Below are 16,369 nucleotides of genomic sequence, written 5' to 3' on the forward strand. Positions count from 1 at the left end.
ATCGGCGCAAATAGGAATGTTTCTCAATTAGACGCAATCAGCGTGTCTGAGCGTTCGATCTGAAGGCAAAATTCCCGGAAAATCGTCATCAAAGCAACGGCGAAATTATAAAAAATTGAGTTTTCTTTCAGACACTAAATAACAGCAATTCTCAATTTGAAGGGGGAAAGGGCTGGGGGAAGCTTTTTGAGGATGTCGGTAGCAGGGATGCTGCTGTCAAGCCCCGATGGAAGGTTTTACGGCGTTCCTCGAAAGGCTTTTCCCAGTCCAAAGTGACGCTGAAAATAGCAAACTGGGAATTGCTGAATTAAGGAACGTTCACTTTATAAGTTAGGCAACCGACAGGTCTTTTTGTCCGTCTTCTGTGTTGCGAAAACAGTTACATAGCCTGTTTTCGCGCTTTGAATACGAACAAAAATCCTGCGTCAGTTGCCTAACCAATTTCACGCTCGCTCCTAAAGGGATTATGTTTGGAAAAATAATCGAGCGAAACAAAAATTATTCTATGGACAAAGTCCAAAGATGGGCGGCAATCAATGCCCGGTAGGGTGAAAAAGGCGTCAGCCAGTCTCGGGTCTGTTCTTCGCTTATTTTTTCAGAACTGCCCAGCAATGCCTGTAAACCTTTGCGGACAGCCGCGTCGCCATGAAGTGATCCGTCCAGCCATCCGAAACCTCGCATCAAAGCATAGTTGATCGTCCAGGGCCCTATACCGCGAATGCTTAACAAGCGAGCACTGATTTCATCAACCGGCAGTGAGCTTTCTAGCCAGTCGTCTAAAGGCAACCGGTTTTCCAGAATCATGACGCTCAAATTCAGCAGCGTCCTGGCTTTGGTTTGCGAATAGCCTGCTTCTCTTAACGCTATTTCATTCAACTGAACGACTTGACCCGCGTCAGGAAAACACATCAGTCCGCAGGAATGATGAAAGCCCACCCGTTGAATCAACTTGCGCCGTATGGCGATCGCGGCATGCACACTGATTTGCTGGCCGGTGATAGCCCAGGTTAACGCTTCAAAAGGCGTCGCAGTCAATGGGACTCTTAACCCGGGGTTACGAATGATCAGCGGGCCCAGTTGCGGATGATCGCGATATGTCTGCTCAAATCCTTCAATAGGCTGAGTCAGACCCAACATACGCTTGACCATGGTCGATAGTTTATTCTGCCCGGATAACACAGAAGGGCCATCCACTGACAACTCAGCCACTGCCGTCTGATCTCTAAAATGAATCGTTAAACACGCAGGCTGATTATGCCAGATCAGGCCTTTTCGGATAAACCGGGTTCCTACTTGTTCAGCGACGGATTGAAGATCGCGTCGGTGGAAGGCCAGGAAATCCTCTGTTTTGAAATCAGCTGGAAGCTCAATCGAATGGTGCAAAATAGTGGGCCTATGATATGCGTGCATGGCGGTGAACGGTGATTGCATCAGGATACCCCAAATTCTTTTTTACTCATATTTGAGTTTGATTGAAAATATCTGAAGCCTTGCTTGACTCGTTTTGATTTATCCTGTTTAATACGCGCTCTTTCACGGCGAGCCCAGGTAGCTCAGTCGGTAGAGCAGAGGACTGAAAATCCTCGTGTCGACAGTTCGATTCTGTCCCTGGGCACCACAAATTTTAAAGGCTCAAGAGTTTTACTCTTGGGCCTTTTTTGTTGGTCAACTTTTTTATGCAACTCAACGATTAAGGCCATGGCCTTATCAGTTCGCCTTCCACTGGAAGCTTTCTATCGTGCTCTTGCACAACCCCGTTTCTTGCCCCTTGATCCAGCCCTTTCCCTCGCTAAAGCCCTCTGGCAAATCGGCAAGGGTTGGCCCAAATTTCCGGGTTTTACAGCCTTGGGCGTGAGGATTCTCGCAGCAACACTTCATGGCGGCCACATGCTTTTTAAATAATGCCGAATCCACAGGCATGGGCGGCATCCAGCTATTTCGAGAGCTTGTGGTCATCCAGGCACTTAAGACCATATTGGGGTGATTTGTCGCGGAATCGATCAGATAACCGCAGGTGCCTGAGGTGGTCATGTTATGGCACTGTGTGCACAGCTGATTAACGCCGTCTATAGGCTCGGTCGTGACTTGAAGTATGTCATGGCTGTAAAAATAATTTTTAAACGGCTCGCCAACCGCTAAAAAAGGCAACTTGGCCATCTCCCGGATATCAGGCAAGCCGTGTTTCGAGTTGAGATAGGGGCTGTATTTGACGCCATGCGCATTGTGGCAACCCACACAACCGGCAGAGGCGGTAAATTCGGGGTTTTTGAATGCCTTGTTGGCATCGCGATACCAAAGTTCCAGGGGGAAATCCTTAGGCGGCCTTGCCTGTTCAGGATTAAATTGATTTAAAAATTGGTCTTTTGACGGCAGAGGGGCATCCAGCGGTGGCAAGAAACCAAGCACTGCATCGCCATATTGCGTGACGTAACAACTCTTGCCGGTAACGGTGTTTCGCAGAATGATGCCAATGTCATTAAAAGTATTGTAAAGGTAGTAGAGTTCTTTTTTTTCAGCCGGCTGTGCGTTTTCAAAGTGCTGCTTTCTTTGCGCCTGATTCATGCCCAGATTTGTTTTGGTTTGGCGGAACCAGTTTTTTTCGAGCTGATTGCCTTTTTGGCGGCAGTTGAGAATCATGATATTTTGATCGTCCAGGTTCAAGACCTGGAAATGCGAATAAGTCCAGCAGCCCTGATCGCCGCCCAGCCAATGCGGGTTATCACATTTTTTGCTGTTGGAAAGCAGTCCCCAGTTATCGGCTTTGATTTCCTGTTTATTGACATAGACCGGAACCTGTTTACCATCCAGACAGGACAGTACGGGCAAGTCACGGGTGATGTTGAGCTCAGCCTTGCATTCTTTGACATACTGATAAACATCATATCCGGAAGTCGTTTCTCCAGTATCCGGTTTGTAAAATAGAAATAATGAAAATAGTCCAATCAGAGTCAGCGCCAGTGCTGTTTTCATGATACTACCTCCTGATTCAATCAACTCAATGAGGAAAGAGGTTGTTTTTTTAGTTCGCCGCGACAGGCGACACCCAAGTTTATTTTAATAACCTAAACATATTGGAAAAGTCGTCAGTCCAAATGATACTTTCAACCGGAGTTGCGCTAGTGCTTTTGGCTTTTTGTAATGCTGATTTTTGCAGAAAGGGCTGATTTTTGCTGAGCAACGCCCAGTCAGCGGGATACCAGCCCAGATTGTCTGAAGGCTGAGATTGCACCAGCAAATAGTCATAACCGGCACGCGTGGCCATGCCGCTGACCAATGGCCGCAAATCCAGATAATGATTGGTAATATGGATTGCCAATACACCATCGGGGCGCAAATGACTGAGATACAATTGCAGCGCCTGCTCGGTGAGCAAGTGCATGGGTATTGCATCACCATTGAACGCATCAAGGATCAATAAATCGAATGCTTGTGGCGGTTCACGCTCTAACGCCAAGCGCGCATCGGACACGACAACGTCATAGCGGGCAGTGGTATTTTTCAGGAAGGTGAAGTAAGTATGAGCGTATTCGACCACTGCCGGATCTATGTCGTAGATACGAAAATAGTCATCCGGCTTGCCATAGGCTAACACCGTACCTGTACCCAGCCCAACCAAGCCCACTCGCCGTCCTTGCTCTCGGGTAAAATGCGTCAGGGCCAAGCCCACTCCGGAAGCATTGCCATAATAAGCAGTAGGCAAGAGTTGTTTTTCGGCCGCCAAAAACTGAAAACCATGATCAATGGCGCCATGCCTCATCACCCGTTTGGCCAATGCCGGATTTTCTAAAGAACGTTCTTCCACACGCAAAACGCCATAAAAATTGCGGCTGACCCGAATTTTTCCGGAAGTCGCCTGATAAGCCTGGTTGGCCAGATTTACTCCCAACCAGATCAACATTGCGCCTGCCAACAACCAGACCAGAGGTTTACGGCGTTTTTGCTTTGATAATTGACTGTCCACGGCGACGGCATAAAAAGTCAGCAAACAGCAAGTAAACAGGCTGATGTGAAACTCGTAATACATTGGAAACACCAGGGGCGACACTAGAGCGGCGAATATTCCGCCCAATGCCCCACCCGCTGAAATCGCAAGATAATAAACCGTTAGCTGACTCGGGTGAGGTCGCAGTCTATACAGCTCGCCGTGACAGGTCATGCAGCAGAAAAACAAGCCTGCACTGTAAATACCCACTTGTGCTTCCAACGTGAAGTTTTCCCCGCCGTACAATACAGCGAGCAAGGCGATAGTCGAAATAACCAGCGCAGGGATGAAAATACGGCGTTGATACCAATCATGCCGGGCAAAGCAAAAAATAAACGATGTAATAAACAGGCTTAGCGGCATCACCCAGAGAAAGGGTACGCTCGCCACATCCTGACAAAGCTGATTCGTCGTGGCCAGCAACAAAGTCGAAGTAGCAGCAGGCAATGCCAACCAAAGCAGCCACAATACAGCAGGTGACAGCCGATCGGAGATATGCGTTTCGTCATCAATGGCAACGGGTTTGGCAACGATTGCCCCCGACTTGGCCAGGCGACGAAAATCCAATGCGACACCTCCGCATAACAACACATAAATGAAAAAGCCTGCGGACCAACCCAGCGTCTGCTCTCCCAATTTAAAATAAGGCTCGAACAGAACGGGATAACTCAACAATGCCAGCAAAGAACCAAAATTGGACAGCGCATACAGCGTATAGGGAGAACGATAGGGATTGATTCGAACTATCCATGCCTGCAGCAAGGGACTGGTGGTAGAAAGAATGAAATAGGGCAAACCGATGCAGCTCATCAGTAGCAAAATAATATCCAGTGTAGGATGGTCGCTGTTTTCGGGTTTGAACGATTGCTCAGGGGTCACCGGCAAGGCTAACAGGGCAAGCAACAATATAGCCGCGTGAACCAAGCCCTGCCGTCGCGCCTGAAAACAGTCCAGATTGAGGTGTGCATAGGCATAGCCAGCCAATAAAAACACCTGAAAAAAAAGCATGCAGGTAATCCATACTGCAGGGCTTCCGCCAAACCAAGGCAGGATAAACTTGCCGATGACTGGTTCGAGTTGAAACAACAAGTAAGCGCCCCAGAAACTGGTAAAGGCGTACACTCCCCAACGAAGACCCGCAGCAGATAATGATCCAAGCATAACTATCTCCCAAAAAATCACATTGAGTTCATGACTGATCTATTGGCATAGCAGGGTGCCAATTTAACCAGATTTAAATGGAACTTAAAAGTGGGATGAATTTCCAGTTTGAACTTTTATGTGCTTGGAAGGTTGGCCTAATCAGGCCATAAGTTAATGCGCGCTCAATTGTTTGTAACGCAATTCCAGCTTTGCAGATGATAGAGGGGTGGAAAATAAAAAGCCTTGGCCGAGTTGACATCCATGTTTGTTAAGAAATTCCAGCTGTCCCTGATTTTCTATCCCTTCAGCAATGATCAGCAAATCCATATTTTGGGCAATATCAATGATCGATTTAATCAGCATTTTGTCTTCTGGGTCGTTTGCCAGATCTTGTATGAAGGATTGATCGATTTTAAGGATGTCCAGCGGGAATTTTTTTAAATAGGCCAGTGACGAATAGCCGGTACCGAAATCGTCCAGACTGAGCATGACGCCCAATGATTTTAACCGGTGCATGACGCGGATAGCTTCGCCCATATTTTGCATCATCATGGATTCGGTAATTTCCAGAATCAATGCTGAGCCCGGAATATGGGTATCTAGCAGTATTTGCTCTATGTCATCGAACAGACTGGCATTTAAAAACTGACGGGATGACAGATTCACGCTCATTTTGAGTTGGCGATTGCCTTGCTGATGCCAGATCGATAACTGTTGGCAGGCGCGTTCAAGTACCCATAACCCCATTTTATCAATTAAACCTGTCTCTTCGGCTATTCTCAGGAATGCTTCCGGTAGCAAGAGGCCTTTGTTGGGATGCTGCCAGCGTATTAAAGCTTCAAAACCGAACAAACCATCGTTGGACAGTTCAATAAAGGGTTGATAAACCAGATCAAATTGCTGCTGAGGGAGCGCATTGATCAGATCATGTTCAATCGAGCTGCGAATAAGCGCATTTTTCCGCATTTCTTCGGTGTAATGCTGAAAATTATTGCGACCTGCATCCTTGGCGTAATACATGGCGGAATCCGCATTTTTTATCAGTTCAGCGGCCGAGGTGCCATGCGAAGGAAAAAGAGATATGCCGATACTGGCCGATGTGATGAATTGCGTATTGGCAACCGAATAGGGTCTTGCCAGCTCATTCGACAGCTTTTCTGCAATTTGTTGACTGGTTTCTATCGCGGTAGTCTGATCCTTGAAATGGGTTAGAAGAATGATGAATTCATCCCCTCCAAATCGGCAGACCGTATCGGTTTCCCTGACGCAGGCGGTGAGTCGGTTCGCAACATCTTGTAATAAAATGTCGCCGGCCAAATGCCCATAGGTGTCATTGAGTAATTTAAACCGGTCCAGATCGAGAAAAAGAATAGCCAAATGCTCTTTTAACCGGCTTGCGTTCATGATCGCTTGATTAAGGCGGTCGCTAAACAAAACGCGGTTGGGTAGCTTGGTTAGCAAGTCGTAATGAGCTAAAAGCTTTATTTGCTTCTCTTGCTGCTTGCGTTGGGTGATATCTGCAAAGATGGCAATAAAATTTTTTACCTTGCCATACATATCGGTCACAGACGTGATGCTGAGCCAAGCAATATAAGTCTCTCCATTTCTTTTAAGATTCCATATTTCGCCTTGCCAGCGACCATTAGTCATTAATTGCGCCCACATCTCCTTGTAAAAATTCGCCGCATGATGGCCGGAGCGGAATATTCGCGGGGTTTTTCCAATCACCTCTCCGGGTTCAAATCCGGTGATGGATGTAAACGATTTGTTAATGTTTAGAATTCTGTTCTTTTCATCCGTGATCATGATGCCTTCGTCGCTGTTTTCAAAGACTTTTGCGGCCAGAATCAGCTCGTCTTCCAGACGTTTACGGTCGCCGATTTCATGAATGGTGACTAATAAAAAATCAGAATTCTTACCCTCCGGTAATGGTGATTCAGTGATGAGGCGGCCGCTCATTTCGATTTGTAACTGAGGACCGTTATATTTGAGTAATCTCAGTTCAATGCGTTTATTTTCGGGCTTGCGAAAAAAAGCTCTGAATCGTGAATTGAAAATATTTAAATCATCAGGATGAATAAAATTGGCAAAATAATGGCCTTCAAGTTGTCTGCTACTGAGGTTCAGCATTTTCTGAATGGTCTGATTGGCTTTATGAATCCATCCGTTTTGGTCGAGTTTAAGATAGCCGACCGGCGCTAATTCAAACAGTTGGCTGAAACTGTTTTTTGCGACGACCAGTTGCTGGTAAGTTTCTTTAAGCGATTGATTTTGCATCTCCAGCTCAATCTGATAAACGCTAAGCTCATGAAGCAGCGTTTTCATATTGTCGACATTGATCGTTTGCTGGCCGCCAGGAAATGCAGACAGAAATTCCTCTGCTTGCTTTCTTAATTCATTGTTTTCATATAAGGCCATGGCTTTTCAGGGCTCAATTAACCATCGATAGGTCTTTCCGTTGTGACTACCAGCATGGTTTCTCCATTGTGGTATCCTAGAACCGAAGCTATTACGGAAACAGTGATGATTTCATTGCTTTTGGTGAGCCGGTGCGCTTGAGTGACTTGATAAGGTGTTTTTCCTGTCTTTATTTTATCAAAGAAAATCTGTCCTTCAGCTCTGTCCATCTCGGGTATTATTGTATCGAATTTCATCGTGATCGCTTCCTGTTGTGCCCATCCGTATAATTGTTCGGCCCCTTTATTCCAGGCGATAATTTTTCCTTCAAAGTCTAGCAGAACAATTGCTTCTGATACGTCCATCAGCAGCATGGAGAGTCGTTGCATACAGTTAATGCAGTTTTTCTTTTCGATTTCGTGGAAGCTGCGGAGATCTCTTTCAGTAAGAGCCAGTAATTCGCCGGTTTCCTTGCTGGGATAAAGCAAGGAGGAGGATACCGAAACGTCAACGATTTCACCCTGTTTGGTAATGCGTCTGCTTTCAAATTGAGGGATAGACTCACCTCTGCGTAACATGGTGACTATCTGATGCATTGCCGGCCGGTCAGTCAAGGGCACTAGGTCTTCAAAACGCATCTGCAGCGCTTCTTTTTCGGTCCACCCATACAGTTTCTCAGCGCCTCGGTTCCAGGTAATGATGTTGCCGGCCGTATCTTGTAAGGACATGGCGTCCAGCGAATAATTAACGAAGCTGGCCAGTCTATGCATTTCCTCTTTGGCTTGCGTTTCCAGGTCGTCTTGAGTCTGCTTCAGCAAATCAATATTGATGAAGGTCAAAATAACGCCTGCAAAAATAGTGTCCGACACGGCATAGGGAATGATCCGCATAAAAAACCAGTTGCCGTGTTGGGTCTGGATTTCCTGCTCGTGGATGGCCTTTCTTTCTATGACCCGGTTAATCTGCTCTTCAAGATGAATGCCTTTGATTGAGTGAGTTAAATGAAAAAAGGGCCGTCCTATATCGTTGTCGACAATATGGAAAAGGCTTTGCAGTTTATGCGTGAAACGGCGGATATCGAGGTTTTCATCAAGAAATAAAATGCCGATATTGGTGCTGTTGAACAGATTATCCAGATCATTGTTCAGAATGGTGAGTTCGGTAATTTTGCTCTGGTGTTCGGCATTGACGGTGTAAAGCTCTTCATTGACCGATTGCAGCTCTTCATTGGTGCTTTGCAGCTCCTCATTACTGGCCAGCAATTCCTCATTGGTAGCTTGCAACTCTTCGTTGGATGTTTCAAGTTCTTCAACGGTTGCCTGAAGGTTTTCACGGGTCAGCTGTAATTCATGTTCCAGGTCATTGATGCGTTGAGCCGCATCCTGATTGACGTCAAAGGTATCGGCCGAGGGAAGGTATTCATAGGGGCTATGATCGGCCTCAAGTATTAATATGGCAATCAGGGTTTCCTGGCCTTTTCTGCCGGGTAACAACCGGATCTGAATATTCATTGATCGGGCCTGTTCTTTTTCCCTGATTTTGATATTCGACAGATTGATGCTTTCGTTGCTTTTTAGCGCTTTACGTATGCCCGTGGCAATGGGTATCGACAGGTCTTTATTGACCAGTTTGGTGACATCTGTAATTAATTTGCCGCTGGGATAGGTTAAATATTTTTGGGCATCGCCAAAGATATGGGTAATATCCAGGGTCTCATTCACTATCATCGTGAAAGGCAAAAAGTCCTTGGACAGTGCGTTTACAAAGCGCTCCAGGATTTTGTCTTCGTTGAATCGGGTGGCATAGGGCCGATTACTTTGAGTGGATACCGGTCTGTACCCGTTTTGCAAGGTCGGGATAGGATCGGTAGGGCTTAGGCCGACCGAACGGTATTTGCCTTTGGACCGGTACAATTTGGATTTGGGACTGACCATGTCAAAGTAGTCAACCATGTCACCAATCGATTCGCTGGTGCCCAGCATTAACAAGCCGTCCCTGACTAATGAAAAATTGAACAAGTCAAGAATCTTCTTTTGCAGGACCGGTTGCAGGTAAATCAGGAGATTGCGGCAGCTTAACAGGTGAATATTGGTAAACGGCGGATCTTTGATCAGGTTATGCTGGGCGAATACCACCATTTCTCTAATGGATTGGGAAATTTGAAAACTATCTTCGCGTCGTAAAAAATACTTGACCAGCAGATGAGGGGGAATATCCGCTGCGATACTCTCCGGATAAAGCCCGCAACTGGCTTTTTCTACCGCTCTGGCATCGACATCGGTGGCAAATACTTTAATTCTGAAAAAATGGCCGGAATGTTCTCGGTACTCAGCCAGAAGAATAGCCACCGAGTAAGCCTCTTCACCGGAGGAGCAGCCTGCTATCCAGACGCGTAATTCATTATGGGTAATGGTGTTCATGAGTTTGGGCAGCCATTTGCTTCTAACTTCTTCAAAGACATTTTCGTCTCTGAAAAAATTGGTTACGCCAATCAATAATTCCTGAAACAACAGGGATATTTCCTGCGTATTTTCTTCAAGTAAGTCCCGGTATTCTTTCAAGTCCTTGCATTGGTTTATCGTCACGCGCCGTTCTATGCGTCTGATAATCGTGTTGGGTTTGTAGAATGTAAAATCGACTTTGTGCTTATCGCGCAGTAACGCAAAAATTCGGGTTAAATCGCTATCCTCGCTATGAATCGCTGCTTCCTGAACGGCGTAGGGATGTTTGACAAAAGCCAGCAGTTGCTTAGGCATGTCTTCCGGAGCCAGAATAAAATCGACCAGACCGGTAGCAATTGCATTTCTGGGCATCCCGTTGAATTTGGCGGTTTCTTCATCCTGGACCATCACCATGCCGCCATGTTCTTTGATGGCGCGTATTCCCCGTGTGCCGTCACTGCCGGTGCCCGATAGGATAATGCCGATGGCATGTTGATTCATATCTTCGGCTAGTGAGCGAAGAAAGATATCGATAGGCAGGTTGAGCTCTTTGGAATGATCCTGATTGTTCAGTAGCAGATGGTCGTGAAACAAGGTCAGATTTTTTCTGGGGGGGATCAGGTAAATGTTATTGGGCTCTACCTTCATGCCCTCCTCAATCCGATTAACCGGCATTGCGGTATGTTTGGATAACAGCTCAGCCATCAAGCTTTTGTAATCGGGTGAAAGATGTTGAACAACCACGAATGACAGGCCGGTGTCGGAGGGCATTCTTTTGAAGAAGCTTTCAATCGCTTCCAATCCTCCGGCCGATGCGCCGATGCCTACAATGTAAGCTTTTTTGGGAGTAAGAGCTGATGCATCTTCAATCATGGCGGTTGTCGGACAGGTAATTGTTAGCGTAAATCACTGATGTCAGTGACGGTAAGTATCAGTTGGCTTTTTTCCGACCCTTCGTCTAATCCAAAATCATTGCCGCTGTTCTGTTTGCCCAGTAATCTGACATACAGTTCGCTACCGTCTTTCTTCTTCACCTTTAAATTGATGCTTTTATCTTTCGGAGATTTGAAGAAAGCATTGAATCGGGTGTTAAATTGAGTTTTGTCGGATTCAGCGATAAATGTTGAAAAATGTTTGTTAATCAGTTCTCGCTTTCCTATGCCCAGCATGTCTGAAAAAGTGTCATTCACTTTTTCTATAAAGCCCTGGTGGTTAACAATGATAATGCCGATGGGAGCTTGATGGAACAGGAAGTGGTAGTTGTTTCTGGATGCGGTCAGTTCATGATGCGCCGCTTTAAGCTCATCATTCTGCATCTGAAGTTCTATTTGATAAATTTGTAAATCGTAAAACAAGCGTTGAATTTCATCTGGGCTGATTTGACTGATTTCCTGGGGAGTAAAGTCAATAATTTGTTCAGCTTTTTGGCGAAGATTCAATTTCTCTTTGTTCACAACGTTTCTCCCTGTGTTTTTGTGTTTCATGTCTATAAATTTTAGGCGAGTTTATCATTAATGCTGGGGAGTCAAGCATTTTGATTGAATTTTGATACTGCCTTAATTCTCAGTCCTGCTCAGATTTTAATGTAAAACGGTGGGTTTAGTCAGAAAGTGATGCGCGTGCTGAAACGCATCAATTGTGGATGGAATGTTCTGGAATCTGTATCAGGCGATGCAACTGAAGATGTTGAGGTAGGTTTAACTATTCAGCGGAGCAGTGTCTCGAATGCGACTTACCGGGTAGCTTGAGTTGGCTTGGAGAGCGTAAACGTGCGCCCACAAGGGCAACTTATCAACAGAGTGAAAGTCCCTGTCGACTTAAGCCATAACGCCTTAGCGATCAGTAACTGCGTCATTGCGAAATGGCAGTCCGTAGGATAAACCGTGGAAAGTTATGACAAGGTGAGAATAGTGTGACATCGACGGGAAACTCCGTTGGAAACAGTGAAAACAGACATAAGTCTAAAGCATGACGGGAAGCGATGGAGGCATGCGGGTAGCAACTGCTTTTAGGGAAGGAGGGCAGGAAGGTAGAATTTCTGAACTGACGGCGGCGAAAGATACGGGGTCATTGCATAATGCTAGAAAGCCCACGAGATACTGGAAAGACAAGTGCCAGTGGGACGCCAAGCATCAGTAAGGAAGTTGCGGATAGCAAGGTAACAAAGAGCAATAATCTAATTCCGTGGCAATAACTGAAGCACGTTGAAGTAGATTAGAGTCATGTATCAGTCCTGAAATGGAAGCTGCCAACTGGGGAGCCGTATGCGGGAGAACCGCATGCACGGTTGGAGGGGGAGGAAGTTAATAGCCTTCCCTTCCTTTATCAGGCCCCAAGGATAGCTCGAAGCTAACCATCCAAGGCACTGGATGCCCGTTTCCAGACGGGCATGACAGGCTTATGGATCTAGCTGAAACAGCTTGCTAATCAGGTAATATGATAATTAATTGCGTGTCCTCCTGGATACGCATGTCGGTTAGAAATTGACCTTGAATCCTGCCTGAATCAGTCTGGGCGCACCTGGCAAAATTCCTCGGGTCCTATCTACGATGTAAGTTTCGTCAAGCAGGTTTTTCAATGACACAAAAAAGTCGGTATTGATTGGCTTGACGTGGTAGGTGGTGGCGACGTTCAGCACTACGTAGTCGTCAATTTCTCCAATTTGGCCATTGCCATTGGCCGGCACCTCAAGCGTGTTGGCGAAGTCGCTAAATTGCTTGCCGACATAGACGGTTTCCAAATGAATGTCAAAACCGATAGGATTGGAATAACCGATAGTCGCGGTGAGGTTATGTTCTGGCGAATAGGGCAAACGATTGCCAATAAAATCGCCTCGGGCAAGGCTTTGAGCGGTTGCGTTGTTGCAACCACTGGTTGCCAAACAGCGGAAAGCCGATGTCATTTCTGCGGTAGCAACCCAGGTATAAGCGGCCTGGAAATAGACGTTGTGATCACTATCGAACAGAGGTCCGAAATCCTGGCGAGCAAGCAATTCGGCGCCTTGATACAACGCTTCGCCGGCCGCTAAAGGTGTCGAGCCTCCCGCGATACTGCCAACCGCGTTTTGCTGTTGAAAGTCAGCATGGAACAGCGCGGCGTCGAGTTTCGCTCCAGTGTAAGGTTTTGTGCGAATCCCCACCTCGTAGTTCCAGCTTTTTTCCGGTCCAACATCAACCAGTGTGCCGGCGTTATCGATGGCGTCTTCCACTCTTGGAGGTGAAAATCCACCATGAAAACCGAAGAACGTCGTGATTTTCTCGTTGGGCGAATAGGTAGTGCCGAAAGCCGGAAGAACTTCGGTGAGCGATGACTTTCCGCCGACTCCGTTCAACTCGTTGGTTCGGCTGAAATTGACGTGCTCAATACGAACGCCAGGCGTCAGACTCCAGTCGCCCAAGATGAATTTGTTTTGCACGAATCCTGAGTATGCTTCGGTATCGCGATCGTTCTTTTCGCTTATTGTCGTTGCACCACCCAACGGCTTTGCATTTTCCTGAGTCCGATACTGCTCTTCAAAATGGGCACGAAATCCCATGTCTAATTCGTTATCGATACCCAGTGTTCTGTGGTTGACATGCAATCGTGGTTCGACGCCGTAGCTGTAATAATCGCGTAAACGGCCTTGAGTGGAGTTGCACTCGTCAGGGTTGACAGCAACACCTTTCAACCGTGCGTCGCGAAACGCGGTTCCGCATTGCGTATCCGTCGTCGTACTCGATTGTCGCCACCAGTCGCGATGAAAATGTGACCAGTAGGCGTTGGTGGTCAACATGACATCGTCATTAAAACTAAGTTGATGCGTCAACGACGTCCCCCAGCGGTCGGTTTTCATCGTATCGTTTTTGAACGGGTTATAACGAATGCCAAAATTGCGCATCTCGGCATCGGTGATGCCCGAATAGGTTACTTGCGAGTCTTCCTGGAAGTAATTGGCGCGTAACGTCAGCGAATTGTGACTGTCGACGTCGTAAACACCTTTGATGTTGAAATCGTTGATGTCGGAATGGGTGTTGTCGCGTGCGCCCTTGCTTTCCTTATGCGTGATGTCAACCAATCCGCCGAAATCGCCCCAGGTGCCACCATAGTTAAATTGCCCATCGTAAAAATCGCGAGAGCCTCCGGTAAAGCCCAATGAACCACTGGGCGTGCTGGGCGGATTCGGTGTCAGGTAGTTAATGGTGCCGCTAATGGTTTGCGGACCAAACTTGATCTGCTCTGGTCCCTTCAACACTTCTATGCTGGCAAAGCGTTCGATGGGTGGGTGATAGTAACTGGCATTGTCACCATAGGGCGCGTACGACAATGGAATGCCGTCTTCTAGTAATAAGGTCTTGGTCGAACGCGTCGGGTTCATGCCGCGAATACCGATGTTAGGACGCATACCGAAACCTTCCTCATCCCGGACATTGACGCCGGGTATTTTGCGCAGGGCTTCGTTGACGTTGAAAACATGGCTTTTGAAGAGTTCCTCTTGGGTCAGGATGTTGACGCTACCGGCCATATTTTTGAGCGAAGAATCCGCCCCGACAATCTCGACGACAGGCATTTGAAGGACAGTCTTGTCGTCCGCCGCGTGCACGAAATCGGCAATCAGGATCGGTAGCGCACATCCCAATGCCTTTGCGATTTGGTTAGGTTGTAGCAATGCTGTTGATTTAAAAGCCATAGCGTTCTCGGTTTCTGGATCGTTGAAAGTAAAATGCGTTTCATCTGACCCATATAGTATGAAAAAAGCTCTTGAATGTAAATGAGAATACCTATTATTAGCATAAATAGTACGATATAGGCTAAATAGTGCCTGAAAGAAAACTCAATTTTTTATAATTTCGCCGTTGCTTTGATGAAGGTTGCCAGGCTTTTTTGCCTTCAGATCGAACGCTCAGGTACTTTGATTGTGCCTAAATGAGAAATGTTCCTATTTGTGCCGATTTCAGGGTTCACCTTTCCTGGTACGGCCTTCGTTTGTTATCCATCGGCCTTATGTTTAGGCGGCTTTTTGGTAAGGTCTCTGTCGTCGATTCGCTTGTTGTTGTGCTTGTGCCAATGGCTAAATTTTGTTGGCCATTGACAGTCACTTCCTATGAGAGTCCGACAAGGTAGATTAGGGCGTGTGAAACAGTGTGATGCGGACCCGATTGTGAAGGTCGTATTTTGTTTTAACGAAGTATCGATAGGTAGATAGGGGCATGCCCACGACCCAAGGCAGTTCAATCGCGGGCATGGTCCGCTCTTACAAAATACGCTTAACTTAACAGCATTGGAGAGAAGAAGGGGCTTTAAAGCCAATTGGGCAGATCAATATTCGTAATTGAATAGTGCTGAGAAGTGATACTGTAAAAAAAGGCAAATAAAAACGGCACCCGCGGGTGCCGTTTAAGCAACAAGTTGCAGTTTAATTTAGAAACGAATGATTGCGTCAGCTGAGATCAACACTTGGTCTTTTTCAGAAGCATCATCAAAGACTCTTCCTTGGTCAACCCAGTCATATCTGACTTCTGGGCGTAATGTCAGCCATGATGTAGGTGTGTAGTTTACGCCAGCAGTCAAGGCAAAATAGTGGTTCGCGTCGGAAGGAGCGACATTGCCTCCAAATAAAGGCCCAACACGAACCCCGTCCTCATCTCTAAACCATTCAAAACGCAGGCCGGTAGATACTTGATCGTTGACCGCATAAGTCAAATATTGGTTGATGCCGTACCAGACTGCAGCTGAACCATCAGCATTGGCTCTTTCTTGTGTTCCGTAATCATGTTGCAGAGTGTAGTTCAATCCTTCCATGATCTCATGATTGACAACGATGCTGTACATAGATCGATGTTCTTGTATTTGTATTCCATTATTATCGCTTCTGTCGACTAGTGTCGAGTCTCCCGCTATATAAGCGACTGTTACCGAGGTTTTTTCATTGTCGGTTGTATACGTCGTAGAACCTAAAAAGTTAGCCGGTTCCTGAAAGAAGGAATCCCATCCGGACACGACACCGCCTGTGACGCTGATGTTTTTGTTTACCGGATAGGTGAATAACGCGCCGGTATGCGTAAATGGTTCGCCATACTGCATGGTGTAGGCATGTGAATAAAAGAAGTTGTCAGGTGCAGTAACCACTTCATTGCCGATCAGTGTATAGAAATGGCCGATTTTAGCAGTGATGCCGTTACCGATTGGGGCAAAAATCTCAGCATAAACTTGAGGGAAAGCCAGTTTATAAAAGCGAGAAGTTCCGTCAGGAACAAGATTGTCATCAAAATTTGCTTGAGTGGTAAAACCGGAATGTGTCAATGACATTGAGACACCCAGTTGTTTTATTTAGTGTCTAATTGTTGTGTATTTATGGGTCAAGTTTCTCCCTTTGTGTTAATAGGCGGATTAATCCAAACGGCGTTAGGCAAGCTGGGTGGTAAAGGGC

General features: G+C 46.4%; 8 protein-coding genes and 1 tRNA gene. 1 reads left to right on the top strand and 8 read right to left on the bottom strand.

The window, feature by feature from the left end; all coding sequences use genetic code 11:
- Positions 1-498: 498 nt before the first annotated feature.
- Positions 499-1,431 (bottom strand): DNA-3-methyladenine glycosylase, encoded by a 933-nt coding sequence (locus Q7V32_RS03310; RefSeq protein WP_304895563.1) that lies wholly within the window; start codon positions 1,429-1,431, stop codon positions 499-501.
- Positions 1,432-1,542: 111 nt separating this feature from the next.
- Between Q7V32_RS03310 and Q7V32_RS03315 the strand changes: the two genes are divergently transcribed.
- A tRNA-Phe gene (locus tag Q7V32_RS03315) sits at positions 1,543-1,618 on the top strand.
- A gap of 89 nt (positions 1,619-1,707) precedes the next feature.
- On the opposite strand, the gene Q7V32_RS03320 is transcribed toward Q7V32_RS03315, so the two are convergent.
- The 7 genes from Q7V32_RS03320 to Q7V32_RS03350 form a co-directional block, all read right to left on the bottom strand.
- Positions 1,708-2,970 carry a hypothetical protein gene (locus Q7V32_RS03320; protein WP_304895564.1) on the bottom strand — a complete coding sequence of 421 codons (1,263 nt, stop codon included), beginning with the start codon at positions 2,968-2,970 and terminating at the stop codon, positions 1,708-1,710.
- Between the two features lie 79 nt (positions 2,971-3,049).
- Positions 3,050-5,143: a fused MFS/spermidine synthase gene (locus tag Q7V32_RS03325; RefSeq protein WP_304895565.1), complete on the bottom strand. Its 2,094-nt coding sequence runs from the start codon at positions 5,141-5,143 to the stop codon at positions 3,050-3,052.
- 153 nt (positions 5,144-5,296) lie between these two features.
- Positions 5,297-7,543, bottom strand: a complete 2,247-nt coding sequence (locus Q7V32_RS03330) for an EAL domain-containing protein (RefSeq protein ID WP_304895566.1) — start codon at positions 7,541-7,543, stop codon at positions 5,297-5,299.
- A gap of 17 nt (positions 7,544-7,560) precedes the next feature.
- Positions 7,561-10,836, bottom strand: a complete 3,276-nt coding sequence (locus Q7V32_RS03335; protein ID WP_304895567.1) for a chemotaxis protein CheB — start codon at positions 10,834-10,836, stop codon at positions 7,561-7,563.
- A 23-nt stretch (positions 10,837-10,859) separates the two neighbouring features.
- Positions 10,860-11,417 carry a PAS domain-containing protein gene (locus Q7V32_RS03340; protein WP_304895568.1) on the bottom strand — a complete coding sequence of 186 codons (558 nt, stop codon included), beginning with the start codon at positions 11,415-11,417 and terminating at the stop codon, positions 10,860-10,862.
- A gap of 1,022 nt (positions 11,418-12,439) precedes the next feature.
- The gene (locus Q7V32_RS03345; RefSeq protein ID WP_304895569.1) at positions 12,440-14,629 is read right to left on the bottom strand and encodes a TonB-dependent receptor domain-containing protein; all 2,190 of its coding nucleotides are present in this window, start codon (positions 14,627-14,629) and stop codon (positions 12,440-12,442) included.
- 731 nt (positions 14,630-15,360) lie between these two features.
- Entirely contained in the window at positions 15,361-16,248 is an 888-nt protein-coding gene (locus tag Q7V32_RS03350) for a porin (protein WP_304895570.1), read from the bottom strand.
- Between the last annotated feature and the right edge of the window lie 121 nt (positions 16,249-16,369).

Source organism: Methylicorpusculum sp. (assembly GCF_030651835.1).
In the GTDB taxonomy this organism is placed as follows: Bacteria; Pseudomonadota; Gammaproteobacteria; order Methylococcales; family Methylomonadaceae; genus Methylicorpusculum.

What these genes read in the sequence shown, in the direction of transcription:
- Q7V32_RS03310 (WP_304895563.1), bottom strand. Translation starts at nt 1,431, where the DNA reads ATGCAATCACCGTTCACCGCCATGCACGCATATCATAGGCCCACTATT.
- Q7V32_RS03320 (WP_304895564.1), bottom strand. Translation starts at nt 2,970, where the DNA reads ATGAAAACAGCACTGGCGCTGACTCTGATTGGACTATTTTCATTATTT.
- Q7V32_RS03325 (WP_304895565.1), bottom strand. Translation starts at nt 5,143, where the DNA reads ATGCTTGGATCATTATCTGCTGCGGGTCTTCGTTGGGGAGTGTACGCC.
- Q7V32_RS03330 (WP_304895566.1), bottom strand. Translation starts at nt 7,543, where the DNA reads ATGGCCTTATATGAAAACAATGAATTAAGAAAGCAAGCAGAGGAATTT.
- Q7V32_RS03335 (WP_304895567.1), bottom strand. Translation starts at nt 10,836, where the DNA reads ATGATTGAAGATGCATCAGCTCTTACTCCCAAAAAAGCTTACATTGTA.
- Q7V32_RS03345 (WP_304895569.1), bottom strand. Translation starts at nt 14,629, where the DNA reads ATGGCTTTTAAATCAACAGCATTGCTACAACCTAACCAAATCGCAAAG.
- Q7V32_RS03350 (WP_304895570.1), bottom strand. Translation starts at nt 16,248, where the DNA reads ATGTCATTGACACATTCCGGTTTTACCACTCAAGCAAATTTTGATGAC.